Origin of the sequence: Saccharopolyspora hordei, from assembly GCF_013410345.1 — a bacterium.
GTDB classification, from domain to species: Bacteria; Actinomycetota; Actinomycetes; order Mycobacteriales; family Pseudonocardiaceae; genus Saccharopolyspora; species Saccharopolyspora hordei.
The window spans coordinates 4736782-4754186 of the sequence record NZ_JACCFJ010000001.1 but is presented as its reverse complement, the minus strand read 5'-3'; the positions used below and the strand labels follow the sequence as shown (position 1 = coordinate 4754186).

Sequence of the window (17405 nt, the reverse complement as noted above, 5' to 3'; positions counted from 1 at the left end):
CGGTCCGGGTCGTGGGGGCTTTCCGCCCGAGCTCGTCGGGGCCGACCGCTCCGGCCCAGGTGCGTCCGTGCCCTGATCAGCGGATCACGCCGGCCCGCATGGCCAGCGCGACCATCTGGGCCCGGTCACCCGTGCCCAGCTTGCGCCCTATCCGCGACAGGTGGCTCTTCACCGTGAGCGCGGAGAGGTTCAGGGCCTCGCCGATCTCCTTGTTGGAACGGCCGTCGGCCACCAACTGGAGCACTTCGACCTCGCGCCCGGACAGCTCGCGAGGGGTGTTGTCGGTCCCCGGCACGCGGGTACCGGCGGCGAGCACCGGCGCCACGCTGGGGTCGGCGTACACCCCGCCGTCGAGCACGCGGCGCACGCCGTCGGTGACCACCATCGGCGAGGCCGACTTCAGCAGGTACGCCTGCGCACCTGCCTGGAAGGCGGCCCGCACCGCGTACGGGTCATCGGACGACGCGAGCACCACGATCCGCGGCCATCCCTGGCTCCGGAGCTCGGTGACCAGTTCGATACCGGTCCCGTCCGGGAGCCCGAGATCGAGGATCGCGAGGTCGCACGGACCGGTCGCCAGAGCGCGAGCCCTGGCCTCGGCCATGGATGCGGCCTCGTGCACCGTGCCGGCGCCCATCTGCAGCAACCGGGCGGCGATGGCCTCCCGGAGCAGTGGATGGTCGTCCACCACGAGCACCGTGAACAGCTCTTCCCGCGGGTGCGGGACCATGTTGGCCGGCAACGTGCCGGCGGGCGTGGTTCGAGCGGCCTGACCTAAGCCGACGGCAGCCACGTCACTACCTCCCTGGAGTCGGTCGTGCCCCCCGACCGGCACCGGGACTCTCGACCAATCAGCCGCGCCACTGATCGACCGAAAGTGGTGTCGTCGGGTGGCAGCGTAACCGCCCAAGCGGGTCAGCGGGACGATCAATCGGGTATCTATCCCGATCGAGTTGTTACCTGAGCATGATCGCATCGCACTTTCGGGTGACTATCTGCGATCGCCGTAACGTCAGAGCGTGGCTTCCCGACGTAACGTGAATACGTATCGTGAAAAACTTGCACGATCAACGTCTTCGCCGTGCCTGGCGGTTCTTCGCGAACGGGAACGCGGCCCCGGCGTGTCGCGCGGTCGGCTCGTCACGCCCCTTCACGCACGGCAACCGGCCGACACGGCCGGTGATCGGGGGACGATCGGTCAGGCGCGCGGCCCAGCGCCGTCGGACCGACGGCCGAGCACCGAGACGCCTTCCGGCGGCAGCCCCGCCGCGCTCGCCATCAGCTCGTGGAAGGCGGCCGCGTGCGGGCCCAGGTCGACGTCGGTGGCCGTCCACGACCCGCGCAGCTCCAGGTCGTGGGTGCGGGGCGGCCCGGCGATGTCACCGAAGCGCGCCGAGGAGGTGAGCGTGACCGTGCCCCCGAGCGCCGTCCACGCCGCCCCGGAGCCCTCGAGCGCGTCGGTGAGCCACGACCAGCCGACGGCGGGCAGCAGCGGGTCGGTGGCCAGTTCCGGGTCCAGCTCGGCCCGCAGGTACACCACGAGCCGCAGCACGCCGTCCCACGCCTCCTGGCCGTCCGGGTCGTGCAGCAGGACCAGCCGGGCGGTGGCCAGTTCCCCGGCCGGACCGTTCGCCTCGGCCGCCAGCGCGTGCGCCCACGGGGCGAGTCGCTTGGGCGGACCGACCTCGGACAGCTCGACCTCCGCGCGCGGGCGGGCGGACGTCAACGTGGCAACTGCCTGCCGAAAAGCCTCGGGCGCCGCCGCCATCTCCGTCACGCCCGCAGACTCTAGGCGGCCGGGCCCGCGCGGTGGCGGAGGCACGCCGATCGGCCCCGCCGGTGCCCGGCCGCGGGCTGGGGTTCGGCGACGAGCCGCTCGGAGCGACGTGCGAAGATTGCCGCGCAAGCCCGGTCCGCCGCCGAGGCAGCGCCCGTGCGGTACCACCGGGATCGAACGACGTACGGACGCAGACCCCCGATGACGACACCCGCACCGGTCCCGGCCCGCCGAGACCTCGCCGACGCTCCCTTCCTCGTCGCCGCCCGCGGCGGCACCCCGCGCCACACCCCGGTCTGGTTCATGCGCCAGGCCGGCCGCTCGCTGCCGGAGTACCGGCAGGTCCGCGAGGGCGTGCCGATGCTGCAGGCCTGCATGACCCCGGAGCTGGTCAGCGAGATCACCCTGCAGCCGGTGCGCAGGCACGGGGTGGACGCCGCGATCCTGTTCAGCGACATCGTGCTGCCGCTGCACGCCGCGGGCATCGGGCTGGAGATCGTCGCGGGCACCGGGCCGGTGGTGGCCTCGCCGGTCCGCAGCGCCGCCGACGTCGAAGCGCTGCCGAAGCTGGACCAGGACGCGGTGGCCCCGGTCGCCGAGGCGGTCCGGCTGCTGGTGGGAGAGCTGGGGGAGACGCCGCTGATCGGCTTCGCCGGGGCGCCCTTCACGCTGGCCTCCTACCTGGTCGAGGGCGGGCCGAGCCGCAACCACGAGCGGACCAAGGCGCTGATGCACTCGGACCCGCGGACCTGGCACGCGCTGCTGGAGAAGCTGGCGGAGACCACGCTGGAGTTCCTCAGGGCGCAGCTGGCGGCCGGGGTCGACGCGGTCCAGCTGTTCGACTCCTGGGCCGGGGCGCTGTCGCTGCGGGACTACCGCGAGTTCGTGCTGCCGCACAGCGAGCGCATCTTCGCCGGGGTGGCGGAGGTCGCCGACGTGCCCAAGATCCACTTCGGGGTGGGCACCGGGGAACTGCTCGGGGCGATGCGGCAGGCCGGGGCCGACGTGGTCGGCGTGGACTGGCGGGTGCCGCTGGACGAGGCCGCGGCGCGGTTGCGGGCAGCGGCGCCGGACGCGGGGGAGCCGGTGGTGCAGGGCAACCTCGATCCGGCGGTGCTGTTCGCCGGGTGGGACGCGGTGGAGCGCGAGGTGCGCCGCATCCTCGCCGAGGGCGCCGCGGCCGGCGGGCACGTCTTCAACCTCGGCCACGGCGTGCTGCCGAGCACCGACCCCGAGGTGCTGACCCGCGTCGTCGAGCTCGTGCACACCGCGAGCGAGCAGCGATGAGCGCACCCCGGGTCGCGGTCGTCGGCGGCGGCATCTCGGGACTGGTCGCCGCCCACCGGTTGCGCGTGGAGCTGGGCCCGGACGCCGAGGTCCACGTGGTCGAGCAGGCCTCCCGCGTCGGCGGGAAGCTGCGCACGGTCGAACTGGCCGGGCGGGCCTACGACCTCGGGGCCGAGGCGTTCCTCGCGCGGCGCCCCGAGGTGCTGCGGCTGGCCGACGAACTGGGCGTGGGCGCCGACGTCGTGCACCCGGCCGGTGCACCGGCCACCGTGCACGCCGGCGGGCGCACCCACCGCCTGCCGACCGGGACCGTGATGGGCGTGCCCGCCGCGCCCGAGTCGGTGCGGGACGTGCTGTCCGAGTCCGGGCTGGCCGCGCTCCGCGCGGAGGCGCAGCTGCCGCCCGTGCAGCTCGACGGCGCGGACGTGTCGGTGGGGGACCTGCTGCGCGGCCGGGTCGGCGACGAGGTCGTGGACCGGCTGGTGGAGCCGCTGCTCGGCGGGGTCTACGCGGGCGACGCGAACCGGCTCGGGCTGCGGGCCACGATCCCGGCGCTGGCCGCGGCGCTGGACGCCGGAGCGGGGTCGATCACCGCGGCCGCCGCCGCGGCGCTGCCCGCCCCGAAGCCCGACGTGCCGAAGAAGCCGGTGTTCGGCGCCTTCCACCACGGCTACCGCCGGCTCCTCGACCAGCTGCTGATCGCCGCCGACGCGCGGCTGCGGCTCGGGCTGCCGGTGCGGCGCCTGTCCCGGACCGGCAGCGGCTGGCGGCTGGAGATCGGCGCGGCACCGAGCCCGGAGCACCTCGACGTCGACGGCGTCGTGCTCGCGGTCCCCGCTCCCGCGGCGCGCCGCCTGCTGCAGGACGTCGTGCCGAGCGCGGCGGCCAAGCTCGGTGAGGTCGAGCTGGCCTCCATGGTCGTCGTCGGCTTCGCGCTGCCCGCGGACGTGCGCCTGCCGAACGCCTCCGGCGTGCTCATCGCGCGCGGCGAGCGCCACGCGGACGGGACCCCGTTCACCGCCAAGGCGTTCACCTTCTCCAGCAACAAGTGGCCGCACCTGCGCGGCGCGAACGGCGAGCTGCTGGTGCGCGGTTCGGTCGGCCGGTTCGGCGAGACCGCCGACCTGCAGCTGGACGACGACGAGCTGCGGCGGCGGGTGCGGGCCGACTTCGCCGAGCTGACCGGGATCTCGGCGGAACCGGTGGACTCCGTGGTGGTGCGCTGGGGCGGCGGACTGCCGCAGTACGGCGTGGGCCACCTCGACCTGGTCGCCGACGTGGAGCGGGCGGTCGCCGAGGTGCCCGGCCTGGCCCTCGCCGGGGCGGCGCTGCACGGCGTCGGCGTTCCCGCGTGCATCGCGACGGGCGAGGCCGCGGCGACGGACATCACGCGGGCCCTGCTGGGGGACCCGCCCCGAGGAGTGGGACGATGAAGGCATGGCGCGGCTGAACTACGACGAGCTCAACAACACCATCCGCTACACCATGTGGTCGGTCTTCCGGATCGAGCAGGGTGCGCTGCCCGAGGAACGGGAGAAGGCCGCGCGAGCGACCCAGGAGTACCTGGAGTCCCTCGCCGACTCGGGTGTCGTCGTCCGCGGCGTCTACGACGTCTCCGGGCTGCGCGCGGACGCGGACTTCATGATCTGGTGGCACGCCGAGCAGGTCGAGCAGGTGCAGGCCGCCTACACCGGGTTCCGCCGCGAGACCCCGCTGGGGCAGGCGTCCGAGCCGGTGTGGAGCAGCGTGGCGCTGCACCGCCCCGCGGAGTTCAACAAGAGCCACGTCCCGGCGTTCCTGGCCGGTGAGGAGCCGCGCAAGTACCTGTGCGTGTACCCGTTCGTGCGGTCCTACGAGTGGTACCTGCTGCCCGACGACGAGCGCCGCCAGATGCTCGCCGACCACGGCAAGGAAGCCCGGGACTACCCGGACGTCCGGGCGAACACCGTGGCGTCGTTCGCGCTCGGCGACTACGAGTGGGTCCTGGCCTTCGAGGCCGACGAACTGCACCGCATCGTGGACCTGATGCGCCACCTGCGCGGCACCGAGGCCCGGCTGCACGTCCGCGAGGAGGTCCCGTTCTTCACCGGCCACCGCGTCGACGTCGCCGACCTGGTCAGCCGCCTGCCCTGACGCTCGGGCCGTCCGCGGTCCGCGCGAGGCCGGCAGGCCACCGCGCGGACCGCGCCGCTACGACTCGCGCCGCTACGACTCGGTCAGCCGCCCGCCGGCGGGCGCGATCTGCTGGGTCGGCGTGTCCGGGGCGGACAGGCTCGCGCTGATGGTGCGCTGCATCTGCCGGTGAACGCTGGTGAGCTCCTGACGCAGGCCCAGGATCTGCCTGCTCAGCGCGTCGCCCTCGGTCAGCGTGTCGGTCTCGACCGCGCGCAGCAGCACCCCCAGCTGCCCGTGCAGCCGCTGGTGCACGTCGACGAACTTGACGATCTGCTGCTGCGTCTCCAGCGGCGGTGAGGTGCGCGCCACCGCCTTGATCACGGTCTCCTGCCAGCGCTGCGCGGTCTGCCGGTAGTGCCGGTCCGCGGCGACCCGGTAGTGCGGCGCGACCTGGGCGTCCAGCGCGGTGCGGATGAGCTCCTGGCTGCTGTCGACCAGTTCGCGGGCGCTGGTGGTCACCGCGTACGCCCACTCCCACTGCTCGGTCTGCGTGCTGCGGTGGCGCTCCTGCCGCGCCTCGTCCAGCTGGGCCTGCGCGTGCTTGATCTGCTCCCACGCCCGCTCGGCCTGCGTGCGGGCGTTGTGCGCGGCCTTGGTCGCCTGCTCGGCGTGCGCTTCGGCGGCCGTCATCATGCGGCGCATCGCTTCCGACCGCTGCACGGCCTCCCGCGCCTCGCGGCGGGCCGACCACAGCTGCCACCCGGCGACCCCGACGGCGATGATCGCCAGCCCCGCGGCGACCCAGGTGACCACCTGCTCCCAACTCATGATCGAGAACTTGGCACACCGGGCTGGGCCGCTGTCCCGGGTGCGGACACTCTTGGGTTGCGATTCCGCATCCGCGCGGCACGCGGTCCCGGCCGGCCGGCGGTTCCCCGTCGAGCGCGTGCCGCGCGACCGCGTGCGGTCCCGCTGCTGCCCGTCATTCCGAGGGGACCAAGCGGACCGCGATGGAGTTGATGCAGTAGCGCTGGTCCGTGGGGGTGGGGAAGCCCTCGCCCTCGAAGACGTGCCCCAGGTGCCCGTGGCAGGACGCGCACAGGACCTCGGTGCGGACCATGCCCAGGGACCGGTCCTCGCGGAGGATCACCGCGTCGCTGTCGGCCGGGTCGTAGAACGACGGCCAGCCGCAGTGCGACTCGAACTTGGTCTCGCTGCGGAACAGCTCCGCACCGCAGCCGCGGCACTCGTAGACCCCGGTGGTCTTGGTGTCGACGTACTCGCCCTGCCAGGCCGGTTCGGTGGCGGCCTGGCGCAGCACGGCGTACTCGGCGGGGCTGAGCTGCTGCCGCCACTCCTCGTCCGTCTTGTTGACCTTGGGGGTTCCTGCGACCGAGTCCATGGTTCCCACGCTAATCCGTGCCGAGATCGACTGCACCGTCCCGGGGTCAGATCGAGTCGTACACCACCGCGGCCGACGCCGCGCCCCGCGTCGCGGCCAGCTGCTGGGACTCGATCTCCACCTCGGCGCGGACGCCCGCGGTCAGCTCCCCGAAGGCGGTGACCGCGACCTGCAGCTCGCGTCCGGCCTTGCGGGCTCGCCAGGTCCCGCGGACCGCGCCGTCCACCAGCAGCGCTCCGGGGGAGGCGGTCGCCCGCCAGAGCAGCGCGCGCAGCCCGGGATCGGGCAGCAGCTGTGCGCGGTCCCGGACGCGCAGGAACGGGTCGCCGGGCGGCAGCAGCCGCACGCCCCGCGCCGGCGGTGGCGACTCCAGCGCGGCGGTCGCCTCCGGCGGGAGGAAGGCGCGCCGGCCGTCCACCGAGACCTCGGCCAGGCCCTCCGGCCAGCTGGGTCGCAGCGCTGCGGCGCTGGTGCCGAGGAACGCCGCGACGTCGGCGACCGAGCCCGGCCCCTGCAACCGCAGCACCTGCTCGACCAGCGCCGGGAGGTCCTCGGTCCGCTGCGGGATCGTCCAGTCCCCGGTCGCCGTGATCTGCAGCCGCCCGGACCGGCGGACCAGCCGGACGCCCGCCGCCAGCCCGGACTGCAGGTACAGCGAGTAGAAGACGTGCGTGGCCCCGCAGGCCTGGCACCACGCCGAGGCTTCCGGAACCTCGGCGGTGACCGCCGCGCTCAGCGTGCCGCGGTCCGTCGTCTCCCGCGCGTGCTCGCGCATCGCCGCGACCGTCCTGGCGAACACCCGGAGCGGGGCGTCGACGGCCCTCATGACCGGCATCCTGGCCACCACGTCCGCGTCCGAGGTCGGGTAGAGCTGCCGGGCGAGCGCGGGCAGGTCGGCGGGCCGGTGCAGGTGCGGGCTGCCGCGGACCGACCAGGCCAGCACGAGGTCGGCGGGGACCTCCGCGCCGGGCACTCGGGCGCGCACCGACTGGGCCGCAGACCCGGCCGGGCTGTCCGGGACCCCGAGCGACAGCACCGCGAGGTCGCCGACGTGCGCGGCGGAGCGGTCCAGCTGCTGGGCGGCGTACCGGTAGGCCTGCACGCGCTCGCGGTCGACGTCGATCATCGCGGCTCCGACGGGGCGGGGACTCTGCCGCGAGGATGGCACGCGCGGCCGACAGCTCACCCGACGAAGGTGCTGACCACGAACGCGAGGGCGTTCCACACCGTGTGGAGCACGCCCAGCAGGATCAGCGCGACCACGCAGACCGCCACCAGGCGCCGGTGCCCGTCGGTGCGGTTGACGCTCTGGGCGAAGTCGTCCACGCCGCGCAGCATCCCCTCGACCGTGGCGTCGGCGTTCGGTCGCCGCATCCGGTCGCGGTGCGCCGCGAAGGCCTTGACCTCGGGGTCGTCCGGGTCGAGCCCGTCGAGGTCGTCGCCGAGGCGGCTGGTCGGGTCGTCCGGCACGGCACCACCGTAGCGCCTGGCCGCCCCGGCAACGAGCTCCGTCGGTGCGGACGGTCAGGCCACGGCCTCGCGCCAGCGGCGCAGGACCTCGTCGACGGTCTGCTCCGGGGGCTGGGCGGAGGTGTCCAGCCACAGCCCGACTTCCCGGCGGCGGAGATGCCGGTGATCAGCAGGACGGCCTCGTCCAGCACGGTGCTCCTCCCGAAGACGTGCAGCGATCTTCGTCACGCACGCGTGACGGATCGTCGCGCTCTGTGATCGACTACGCATTGCGATGGATTGATGGGTAGTGATCATCTCGATGGCGGACAGCGGTTCGCTCGGCCAGCGGTGTCGACGTTGCTCCGTTGGCGAGCACCATCGCAATCGCTGGTAATCGCCACGAACGGGAGGCCCCTATGGTCTGCACCGAAGTCGAGCGCGCTCCGCACGCCCAGGGTGGCTGCAGCTGCTGCGGTAGCTGCACCGGTCCGTCCTGTGGCTGCTGCTCCAGCTGCGGCTGAGCGGCGCGGGCCTGCCCGGGGTGCGTGCGGGATCACTCCGGGCAGGCCATGCCGTCCGTCGGCACGGTGCCCTGGAGCAGGTAGCGCGTGACGGCGCCCGTCGCGCACGCGGAGCGGCCGATGGCGCCGTGCCCGGCGCCCTGCCAGCGCACCAGCACGCCGGTCGGCAGCTGGTCGGCCATGTGCTCGCTGCCCGCCGCCAGCACCAGCGGGTCGTTCGCGGTGCTGATCACCGGGATCGGTGGCAGGTCGGGGCGGCGCGGCGCGGGCAACGGCTGCTGCGGGACCGGCCACGACCCGCACCACACGAGCCGCTGCACGGCGACCCCGCCGAACAGCGGGAACCTGCTCACCCAGTCCGCCGCGAGCTCCCCGGTGCGCTGCGGCGGCACCCGCAGCGTGGTGTCGTTGCAGCTGGTGATGAGATCGCCGTCCAGCCACGGGGGGTCGCCGCCCTGCTCGGTGACCAGCGGGGCGCTCAAGTCCGCCACCCCGGCACCGTCCCCGCGGTCCGCCGCCGCCAGCGCGTCGGCCAGCGCGGGCCAGCTCCTGCGGTCGGACAGGCCGCGCAGCACCGCCTGCACCACGCGGCCGCTGCCCACCTCGGTCCCCGGAGCCGGCAACCGCTGGTGGCGGGTGCGTTCCACGAGGTCGCTGACCGCCTTCCGCGGGTCCGGGCCCAGCGGGCAGCCGCGCGCGACGCAGTCCGCGGCGAACACGTCGAACACCTGCTCCGCGCTCTGCGCCCGCAGTTCCTCCTGCCCGATGGTGTCCCGGGTCGGGTCCGGTGCGCCGTCCAGCACCACGCGGCCCACCGAGGTCGGGAACCGCTCGGCGTAGGTCGTCAGCAGCCGGGCCGCCTCACCGCGGCCGATCGCGTGCAGCTTCGGCACGCCCAGGTCCAAGCGGAGCTCCTCCAGGTCGGAGGCGGCCCGCCAGGTGTCGTAGGCCTGCAGCCGCTCGTCCAGGTCGAGCAGGCACTCCTGGCTGGCGCGCAGCACCGAGTCCAGCAGCCGGTCCAGGTCGGCGCGGTCGGTGGCGCGGGCGTCGAAGTCGACGATGTTCTCCCGCTCCAGCTGCGGCACGCAGTCGGCCGGGTCGGACTCCCCGGTGCCGCGCCGGTCGATGCCGATGATGTCGAAGGTGCCCAGCAGCTCGGGCACCTGCGTCGCCATCCGCGCCGCGAACGTGGTGCCGGGTTCCCCGCCCACGTCACCGACCACCACCAGCGGCACGCGCCCGCCCGGACCGACGCGCAGCAGCGCGTTGCGCGCGGTGCCGCGCTCCGGGGCCTCCGGGGAGTCGAGCGTGGTGAGCAGGTGCGAGCAGCTCACCTGCGTGCCCGGCGGCAGCCCACCCAGTTCCTCGCGGGTCTGCTCGGTGCAGTCCGACCAGGGGAGCACGTCGTCGCTGGGGCCGCCGAGCTCCGGGACCGGAGCCGGTTTCGGCGGCTGCGGAGCGGGCGCGACCTGCTGGTCGCCGTCCTGGAAGGCGACGGCCGGGCGGTCCGAGGGGCCGGCCGAGCACGCCGCGAGCACCACCAGCAGCAACGGCAGCAGCACGGCCCCGGCACGATGAGAGGTGCGCGGCACGGGTACTCCTCGTCGGCGAGCGCGGTGGCGGAACTCGGCCAGCATCGCATGATCGACGTGAGGCCTCGGTGAGGGCCCTGACATTCCGATGTTGCCGGCCGCAGCGCCGCGTTAACGTTCACCGGCGAGGACCGGCCGGTTCGGCGGTCCCCGCGCCCGCGCGGACCGCGGGACGCGCGGCGTCGGAGCCGCGGCCCGCGCCGGCGTCGGCCCGCCGGGCGAACTCTCGGACCGCGAAGGGGGAACGTGCACGTCGCGCAGATCGACTCGGGTGCCTCGTCGGGCAGGCGACCGCTGTCCGGCCTGGTGCAGGTCCCGGCCCGGGCGCTCGGGGCGGTCCCGCCCCCGCTGCTGGTGCTGCTGGGCGTGATCAGCCTCCAGGTCGGTGCCGCCTTCGCCAAGCAGCTGTTCACCATGGCGGGCGCGTCCGGTGTGGTGGCGCTGCGGCTGACGTTCGCCGCGCTGGTCCTGCTGGTGGTCTGGCGCCCGTCGCTGCGACTGGACCGGACGACGCTGGCGGTGGTGGCCGGGTACGGCGCGGTGCTGGCGGGCATGAACGTCTGCATCTACCAGGCGTTCGAGCGCATCCCGCTGGGCGCGGCGGTGACCATCGAGTTCCTCGGGCCGCTGGCGGTGGCGGTGCTCGGGTCCCGCCGCAAGCTGGACGTGCTGTGGGCGGTGCTGGCCGGGCTGGGCGTGTTCCTGCTGGCCCGTGTCGAAGGCGGCCTGGACCTGGTGGGCGTGGGCTTCGCGCTCGTGGCCGGTGCGCTGTGGGGGACCTACATCCTGGTCGGCGCGAAGCTCGGCAGCCGCACCACCGGTGGTTCCGGCCTGGCGCTGGGCATGGCCTTCGGTGCCTTGGTCGCGGCCCCGTTCGGCATCGCCGAGGCGGGCACCGCGCTGCTCAACCCCGCGGTGCTGGTCGCGGGCCTGGTCGTGGCGCTGATGTCCTCGGTGGTCCCGTACTCGCTGGAGCTGGAGGCGCTGCGCCGCATCCCGGCGCGGGTCTTCGGCGTGCTGATGAGCCTGGAGCCGGCGGTGGCCGCCCTGGCGGGGCTGGTGGTGCTGGGCGAGCTCCTCGGCGCGTGGCAGTGGGTGGCGATCGGCTGCGTGGTCATCGCCTCGGTCGGCTCGGTCACCACGGCCAAGTCGGCCCGCACCCCCGAGGACACCGCCGCCAACTAGCTCTCGACACGGCGTGAAGGGCCCCTTCCGCCAGTCCAGTCGGCCGGGAGGTGCCCTGCACGCGTCGCCCGTTCGGTGCCGGGGTCGCTCAGACCGGGGGGAGCTTGGTGGGGCGGAGGGCCCGCATCAGGGTCAGGAGGGCCCTGTTCAGCGGGACCGGGATGCCGTGCTGGTCCGCGGCGCGGACCAGGGCGCCGGTGATGTGCTCGTGCTCCGTCGGCAGACCCGCGAGGCGGTCGTAGAGCATCGACGTGCCGTTGGTCGGCGGGAACTTCTCGATGTAGTCGGCCAGCACGCGCTCGGCGTCCTCCGGCTCGAGGTCGGCGCCTTCGGCACGCGCCACCTCGACGGCTTCGGCGAGCACACCGGTGCTGAGCTCCTGGACGTCGGGGTCGGCCAGCACGTCGAGGCGGCGCAGGGTGAGCGCGGTGATGGGGTTCGGCGCCACGTTGGTCAACATCTTGCGCCACGCCGCGGTCCGGAAGTCCGTGGTGGTGCGGACGGTCAGCGGTCCGCCGGAGATCAGCTCCCGGAACCGGTCGCCGACCTCACCGGCCTCCACCTGCATGGTGACCGGCGAGCGGCGCACCACGTGCCCGGGCCGCACCCGCTCCGCCGCCACGTAGACCAGCGCGGGCAGCACCGGTCCGCGCAGGCCCATCCCGGCGACCGACGAGCGGTGCTCGACGCCGTTCTGCACCACCACGATCGGCGCGCGGCCGTCGTCGAGCGCCTTCAGCCAGCCGGCCGCGCTCGGCACGTCCTGGACCTTCGTGGTCAGCAGGACCCAGTCGGCCGCGCCCACCGAGCTGGGGTCGGTCACCACCGTCGCCGGGACCTCGCTGGTGCCCTCCGGGGTCTCCACCGTCAACCGGTCGAACGGGGTCCGCACGCACAACGTCACCTCGTGCCCGGCGGCCTCCGCCGCCGCCGCGAGGACCCCACCGATACCACCTGATCCGATCACCGCGATGTGCACGGCACGGACATTACCCGCTCGACGGGGTCCCACGACCCACGTCGCCGGCCAGCACCGCGTCGAGGTCGTAGCGCGCCGGTTCGTCGAGCTGGTCGTAGCGGCAGGACCCCGGGTCGCGGTCCGGCCGCCACCGCACGAACTGCGTGGTGTGCCGGAACCGGGCGGGGTGCGCGCCCTCGGTGTGGTCGTAGGAGACCTCGACGACCCGTTCCGGCCGCAGCGGCACCCAGGGCTGCTCGCTGGTGTTCCAGCGGTTCACCGAGCCCGGCAGCCGCTGGCCGCTCGTCCTCCGGTCCAGCCACGGGTGCTCGCCGTCGGTGATGAGCTCGGCGAGTTCGGTGGCCAGCTCGCGCCGGCGGGCGTCGGAGAACGCGCCCACGACGCCGACGTGGTGCAGCACCCCGTGCTCGTCGTGCAGGCCCAGCTGCAGGGAGCCGACCGCGGTGCCGGGCCGGCTCTTGGCGTGCCAGCGCAGCCCGGCGACCACGCAGTCGGCGGTGCGCGAGTGCTTGATCTTGAGCATGGTCCGCTTGCCCGGCTGGTAGGTGCCGTCGGTGGGCTTGGCGATGATGCCATCCAGGCCGGCGCCCTCGAACAGCCGGAACCACTCCTCCGCGGTGTCCGGGTCGTCGGTGACCGGCGTGGTGCGCAGACCGCGGGCGTCGAGCCCGAGCCCCTCGAGCAGCTCGCGGCGCTCGCGCTGCGGGACACCGGTGAGGTCGCGGTCGTCCAGCGCCAGCAGGTCGAAGGCGATGAAGGTGGCCGGGGTGCGCTCGGCGAGCGTCCGGACGCGGCTGGCGGCGGGGTGGATGCGTTCGCTGAGCGCGTCCCAGTCCAGCCGGTCGCCGGGGTCGTCGTGCCGGACCACCACCAGCTCGCCGTCCAGCACCGCCGGCCGTGGGACGTGCTCGGCGACGGCGGCCAGCACCTCGGGGAAGTAGCGGTCGAGGGACCGGCCGGTGCGGGACTGCAGCTGCACCGGGGCGTCGGCCTGCGGGTCGGCGAAGACGAGGCAGCGGTAGCCGTCCCACTTCGGCTCGAACAGCAGCCCGCCCCGCCGCGGGATGCGGTCGGTCGGAGTCGCCAGCATCGGTTTCACCGGCGGGTTCAGGGGCAGCACGGCGGACCTCCCGGGTGATCGGCGTGGGCCACGGCCGGCGTTCGCGCCGTCGCGACCCCACCTGCGCAGTCTCGCTCGCCGCGCCGCCCTGGACGAGCGCGGGACCGGTCAGGTGACGCGCCGTCGGGGCACCCGGTCGAGCTCCAGGCAGATCGCCGTGGGCAGGGGATCGGTGCCCAGCGCCTCCCGGGCCCGGGAGAGCACCTTCGCGTCGAGCTCCTCCCACACCTGGCGGACGTTGGTGCCCTCCTGCAGCGACAGCGTCAGCCGCAGCGCCGGGCGCCGCTCGTCCCCGGCCATCCGCACCCGGGCCCGGGTGACGCCGGTGACCTGCTCGGCGTCCGCGCGCACCGCTTCGGTCAGGGCCGGGGCGGTCACCGTCAGCTCCTCGCTGCCGCGCTCCAGGCGCACGTCCGGCCGGGGCTCCGGGCGCAGCGCCCGGGCGACCCACCACAGGCCGAGCACGACCAGCCCGAGGCCCGCCGCGATGCCGACCGGCAGGGCGAGCTGGGCGTTCTCGCCCAGCCACTGCACCAGGATCGGGTCGGCCACCGGGCGCTGCGCCCGGTACGAGCCGAACCACCCGGTCCCGACCAGCAGCAGCGCGAGGCCGACCAGCACGGCGAGCACCGCGGCCAGCACGACGACGCGGCGCTCGAAGCCCAGGCTGCGGCCGGTGGGGGTGGTGCTCGGTCGGATCTCGGTCATCGCCGCTCCTTGGGGGTGCTCACCTGCACCAGCACCGTCGGGGTGCTGCGCAGCGGGAGGTCGTGCACGGCGTGCTCGGCGGTCTCGGTCAACCGCTCCCGCAGGTCCTCGGCCTCGCGGAACAGCGAACTGGCCCGGACCCGCACGCGCGTGGCGCTGGCGGTGACCGAGGCGGTGGCCACCCCGTCCTGGGCGCGCACCTGGTGCCCGACCAGCCGCGCCAGCGAGCGCGGGTCGGTCGTCACCGTCACCTCGGGCGCCGGGTCGTGCAGCCGGACCTCCCGCCGCCCGGAGGCCGTCGCGACCAGCAGCAGGAGCAGTCCGGCCAGGACCAGCCCGCCGGCGGTCAGCAGCACCGGCGCGTCGTCCCACGACACCGCGCTCAGCGCGTCGTGGACCCGGGACCAGGGCACGAGCAGGCCGCCGCGGTCGGGCCGCACCAGCGCACCGGCGGCCTCGACCGCCAGCAGCGCCCCGGCAGCGGCCACGGCCAGCCCCAGCAACGTCGTGATCAGACGGACGAGGAACCGCATGTCTTCGAGAACCTGTCTCCTGTGGTCGTGGTGGCTCCACCCGCGGCGGGCTTCACTCCACCCGTGGTGGGGTGTCCGCGGGGACCAGCGCGGACACGGTCACGTCGACGCTGCGCACCTCGCAGTCGGCCAGGCGCGACAGCTCCTCGCCGACGCGGGTGCGCAGCGCCGCGACGGCCTCGCGGATCGGTGCCGGGTAGCGCAGCGCCACGTCCAGCCGGACGCGCAGCGCGTCGTCCGGGCCGGACACGTGGGCGCTCGCCCCGTGCGCGCCGAGCCCGAGCCCGGCGATCCGGCGCCGCGTCGGCGCGCACCCCGGGTCCTGGTCGGCGGTGTGCTCGGCGATCTTGCGCAGGACGGTGCGGCTGACGTGCAACCGGCCCCGGTCGGCCGGGTCGGCGCGCCCGGCGCCGGTGCTCATCGGTCCCGCCCGCGGCCGAGGATGTCACCGATCTCCAGCTCGCCGTCCAGCAGCCTGCCGACCACCAGCCCGAGCGCACCGACCAGCAGTGCGATCAGGAAGCCGGTGAAGCCGCCGAGCGCTGCGGCCGCGCCGAGGATCAGGCCGGCGAGCAGACCGGTCTGCGTCCAGTTCATCTGGCAATGCCCTCCGTGGGTCTGGCTGGGTGTTCGGCTCGTCGGGGTCCGGTGGTCACCGGACCCGGGGTGGTCGGTGGCGGCGGGCTCGCCAGTCGCGGAACCGGCGCAGCAGGCCGCGGACGCCGCGCGGCCGGTGCACGACCACGACCGGCGCGTCGGCGCGGTCGCGGCCCGCGCGCAGCTCGGCGAGCCCGGCGGCGAAGGCCTCCGGATCACCACCGACGTCCGGGTGGTGGGCCCGGACGAACGCGCGGACCGCGCGGCGGGTGTCCGGGTCGTGCTGCACGGTCGTCACCCGCCCTCCCCGGGTGCGACCACGTCGGCCACGGTGATGTCCAGCGGCACGCCGCCGACGGCGTCCGCCAGTCCGGCGCGCAGTTCGGCCAGCACCGGCGGCAGCGGCCGGTCCAGCCGCAGCACCACCGCGACCTCGACCGCGCGCTCGCCGACCCGCACCCCGGTGATCCGCCGCCCGGGCAGGTAGGTGGCGATCTCGCCGTACTGCCCGCCGTGCAGCCGCGCCACCGAGGGGTGCGCCAGCAGCCGGTCGGCGAGCTCGTCAGCGGAGACCTGGTCCGGCATCCGGTGGACGTCCTCCTCGGTCCGGGGGGCCGGGCGGGCACCGGCCCCGCCCGTCGTGGTCATTCGACGCGGGAGGTCGACGCGGCGGCCTCGTCGCCGTCCTCGTTGGGCAGGTGGATGTCGTTGACCGCGATGTTGACCTCGATGACCTCCAAGCCGGTCATCCGCTCGACCGCGGTGATCACGTTGCGCCGCACCGCGCGCGCGAGGTCCACGATGGACGCCCCGTACTCCACCACGACGTCCAGGTCGACCGCGGCCTGCTTCTCGCCGACCTCCACCTGCACACCGGCGACGGAGGAGGTGCCGCTGCCACCGGGGATCCGCTCCCGGAGCGCGCCGAACGCCCGGGAGACCCCGCCGCCCAAGGCGTGCACGCCGGAGATCTCGCGCGCCGCGATCCCGGCGATCTTCTGCACCACCGAGGCGGCGATGGTGGTCTTGCCGTGCGAGGTGTCGTCGGCGAGCCGGTCCGGGACCCCGTTCGGCGTCCGGGCCTCCGGGACCCACCGGTCGCCGCGTTCGGTCGTGGTCTGCGAGTTCTGCGTGCTCCCGTTGCTCTGTGCCATGCCTGGCGTTCCTTCCCCGGTCGCGCCGGCGCCGTGGCGGCCCGGCGTGCTCAGTGCGGCGCGCACCCGTCGTGCGCGCAGGTGTCCGGCACCACCGCGTCGCGCGTGGCGGTCAGCCCGTGCTGGAGCTGCCGACCCCAGGTCCGGTGTCGTCGGCGCGCTCGCGGTGGCGTGCCGTCGGTCGGAGGCGCTCGCGCCGGCAGCGGTCACGACCGCCTCTCGCGCCCCAACGGTCACTCGCGCATTCTTGCGTAACGCACCAGCAGCAGCGATCCCGCGTGCAGCACCGACCGCAGCCGCATCGCCCGGGGCGGCTCAGCGCCCGCGCCCACCGCGATCCGTCTCGCGTCGCCGCTGGTGAGCAAGGGGGAGAGGGTCAGGCACAGCTCGTCGACCAGGTCCTGGTCGACCAGGGAGCCGAACAGCCGCGGCCCGCCTTCGCAGCCGATGCGGCGCAGCCCGCGCTCGTCCAGCGCGGCCAGCGCCGCCCGCAGGTCGACCTCCGCGTCCCCGGCCACGACCACGTCGGCACCGGCGTCGGCGAGCTCGGCCCGGCGCTGCGCGGGGGCGGCCTCGGTGGTGAGCACGATCGGCGGCACCACGGTGTCGGTCAGCAGCGGCGAGTCCGGGGGCAGCGAGGCGCGGGCGGTGACCAGCGCGATCGGCGGGACCGGCGACAGGCCGCGGCGCTCGCGCCGCTCCGCGCGGACCTCGGTGCGCTTCACCCCGCGGTAGCCCTCGGCCACCGCGGTGCCCACACCGACCAGCACCACGTCGGAGAGGTCGCGGATGAGCCCCAGCACCCGCTGGTCCACCGGCGCGGACAGCCCGCGTGAGCTGCCCCGCACGGTGACCGCCCCGTCGAGGCTGGAGACGAAGTTGACCCGCACCCACGGGCGGTCCAGCTGCTCGGGGTAGGCGTAGAACCGTTCCAGGTCGTCGTCCACCTGCTGCGCGCCGTCCACCGGCCAGAGACAGTCCAC

22 protein-coding genes are annotated in these 17405 nt (G+C 74.8%); 4 read left to right on the top strand and 18 right to left on the bottom strand.

What is annotated here, in order from left to right:
* Window positions 1-76: 76 nt before the first annotated feature.
* Window positions 77-793: a response regulator gene (locus HNR68_RS21780; RefSeq protein WP_010695004.1), complete on the bottom strand. Its 717-nt coding sequence runs from the start codon at window positions 791-793 to the stop codon at window positions 77-79.
* 405 nt (window positions 794-1198) lie between these two features.
* On the bottom strand, window positions 1199-1777 hold the full coding sequence (locus HNR68_RS21775) for a DUF3000 family protein (protein WP_179723609.1): 579 nt from the start codon (window positions 1775-1777) through the stop codon (window positions 1199-1201).
* A gap of 201 nt (window positions 1778-1978) precedes the next feature.
* Between HNR68_RS21775 and hemE the strand changes: the two genes are divergently transcribed.
* Genes hemE through hemQ form a run of 3 tightly spaced genes read left to right on the top strand, consistent with a single transcriptional unit; the run spans window position 1979 to window position 5197 of the window.
* A complete protein-coding gene (gene hemE / locus HNR68_RS21770) occupies window positions 1979-3064 on the top strand; it encodes a uroporphyrinogen decarboxylase (protein ID WP_179723608.1) in 1086 nt (361 codons plus the stop codon).
* Window positions 3061-4497, top strand: coding sequence for a protoporphyrinogen oxidase (gene hemG / locus HNR68_RS21765; RefSeq protein WP_179723607.1), 1437 nt, complete (start codon window positions 3061-3063; stop codon window positions 4495-4497). The genes hemE and hemG overlap by 4 nt, the downstream gene beginning before the upstream one ends.
* 4 nt (window positions 4498-4501) lie before the next feature.
* Window positions 4502-5197 carry a hydrogen peroxide-dependent heme synthase gene (hemQ, locus tag HNR68_RS21760; RefSeq protein WP_179723606.1) on the top strand — a complete coding sequence of 232 codons (696 nt, stop codon included), beginning with the start codon at window positions 4502-4504 and terminating at the stop codon, window positions 5195-5197.
* 72 nt (window positions 5198-5269) lie between these two features.
* On the opposite strand, the gene HNR68_RS21755 is transcribed toward hemQ, so the two are convergent.
* From HNR68_RS21755 to HNR68_RS21730, 6 genes are all read right to left on the bottom strand, one after another.
* The gene (locus tag HNR68_RS21755) at window positions 5270-6007 is read right to left on the bottom strand and encodes a hypothetical protein (protein ID WP_179723605.1); all 738 of its coding nucleotides are present in this window, start codon (window positions 6005-6007) and stop codon (window positions 5270-5272) included.
* Between the two features lie 154 nt (window positions 6008-6161).
* Window positions 6162-6581: a peptide-methionine (R)-S-oxide reductase MsrB gene (gene msrB / locus HNR68_RS21750; protein ID WP_179723604.1), complete on the bottom strand. Its 420-nt coding sequence runs from the start codon at window positions 6579-6581 to the stop codon at window positions 6162-6164.
* 46 nt (window positions 6582-6627) lie between these two features.
* Window positions 6628-7707, bottom strand: a complete 1080-nt coding sequence (locus tag HNR68_RS21745; RefSeq protein ID WP_179723603.1) for a DNA glycosylase AlkZ-like family protein — start codon at window positions 7705-7707, stop codon at window positions 6628-6630.
* A gap of 56 nt (window positions 7708-7763) precedes the next feature.
* Window positions 7764-8051 carry a hypothetical protein gene (locus HNR68_RS21740; protein ID WP_179723602.1) on the bottom strand — a complete coding sequence of 96 codons (288 nt, stop codon included), beginning with the start codon at window positions 8049-8051 and terminating at the stop codon, window positions 7764-7766.
* A gap of 54 nt (window positions 8052-8105) precedes the next feature.
* Window positions 8106-8279, bottom strand: coding sequence for a hypothetical protein (locus HNR68_RS21735; RefSeq protein WP_179723601.1), 174 nt, complete (start codon window positions 8277-8279; stop codon window positions 8106-8108).
* A 307-nt stretch (window positions 8280-8586) separates the two neighbouring features.
* Window positions 8587-10146: an alpha/beta fold hydrolase gene (locus HNR68_RS21730; RefSeq protein ID WP_179723600.1), complete on the bottom strand. Its 1560-nt coding sequence runs from the start codon at window positions 10144-10146 to the stop codon at window positions 8587-8589.
* Window positions 10147-10392: 246 nt separating this feature from the next.
* Between HNR68_RS21730 and HNR68_RS21725 the strand changes: the two genes are divergently transcribed.
* On the top strand, window positions 10393-11331 hold the full coding sequence (locus HNR68_RS21725; protein ID WP_179723599.1) for an EamA family transporter: 939 nt from the start codon (window positions 10393-10395) through the stop codon (window positions 11329-11331).
* An 88-nt stretch (window positions 11332-11419) separates the two neighbouring features.
* On the opposite strand, the gene HNR68_RS21720 is transcribed toward HNR68_RS21725, so the two are convergent.
* The 10 genes from HNR68_RS21720 to HNR68_RS21675 all read right to left on the bottom strand — a co-directional run bounded on the left by HNR68_RS21720 (window position 11420) and on the right by HNR68_RS21675 (window position 17405).
* Window positions 11420-12310: a 2-dehydropantoate 2-reductase gene (locus HNR68_RS21720; RefSeq protein ID WP_343050316.1), complete on the bottom strand. Its 891-nt coding sequence runs from the start codon at window positions 12308-12310 to the stop codon at window positions 11420-11422.
* Window positions 12311-12320: 10 nt separating this feature from the next.
* Window positions 12321-13430 carry an ATP-dependent DNA ligase gene (locus HNR68_RS21715; protein WP_179723598.1) on the bottom strand — a complete coding sequence of 370 codons (1110 nt, stop codon included), beginning with the start codon at window positions 13428-13430 and terminating at the stop codon, window positions 12321-12323.
* Between the two features lie 108 nt (window positions 13431-13538).
* Window positions 13539-14138 carry an Asp23/Gls24 family envelope stress response protein gene (locus HNR68_RS21710; protein ID WP_179723597.1) on the bottom strand — a complete coding sequence of 200 codons (600 nt, stop codon included), beginning with the start codon at window positions 14136-14138 and terminating at the stop codon, window positions 13539-13541.
* Window positions 14135-14671, bottom strand: coding sequence for a DUF6286 domain-containing protein (locus tag HNR68_RS21705; protein ID WP_179723596.1), 537 nt, complete (start codon window positions 14669-14671; stop codon window positions 14135-14137). Before HNR68_RS21705 ends, HNR68_RS21710 begins: the two co-directional genes overlap by 4 nt.
* Window positions 14672-14723: 52 nt before the next feature.
* Window positions 14724-15092: an Asp23/Gls24 family envelope stress response protein gene (locus HNR68_RS21700; protein ID WP_179723595.1), complete on the bottom strand. Its 369-nt coding sequence runs from the start codon at window positions 15090-15092 to the stop codon at window positions 14724-14726.
* A complete protein-coding gene (locus HNR68_RS21695; protein WP_093157530.1) occupies window positions 15089-15268 on the bottom strand; it encodes a hypothetical protein in 180 nt (59 codons plus the stop codon). Before HNR68_RS21695 ends, HNR68_RS21700 begins: the two co-directional genes overlap by 4 nt.
* Before the next feature lie 55 nt (window positions 15269-15323).
* Window positions 15324-15566, bottom strand: coding sequence for a hypothetical protein (locus HNR68_RS21690; RefSeq protein WP_179723594.1), 243 nt, complete (start codon window positions 15564-15566; stop codon window positions 15324-15326).
* Window positions 15563-15853, bottom strand: a complete 291-nt coding sequence (locus HNR68_RS21685; protein ID WP_179723593.1) for a hypothetical protein — start codon at window positions 15851-15853, stop codon at window positions 15563-15565. Before HNR68_RS21685 ends, HNR68_RS21690 begins: the two co-directional genes overlap by 4 nt.
* Window positions 15854-15912: 59 nt before the next feature.
* A complete protein-coding gene (locus HNR68_RS21680) occupies window positions 15913-16422 on the bottom strand; it encodes an Asp23/Gls24 family envelope stress response protein (RefSeq protein WP_179723592.1) in 510 nt (169 codons plus the stop codon).
* Window positions 16423-16655: 233 nt separating this feature from the next.
* Window positions 16656-17405, bottom strand: coding sequence for a pyrimidine reductase family protein (locus HNR68_RS21675; RefSeq protein ID WP_425502923.1), 750 nt, complete (start codon window positions 17403-17405; stop codon window positions 16656-16658).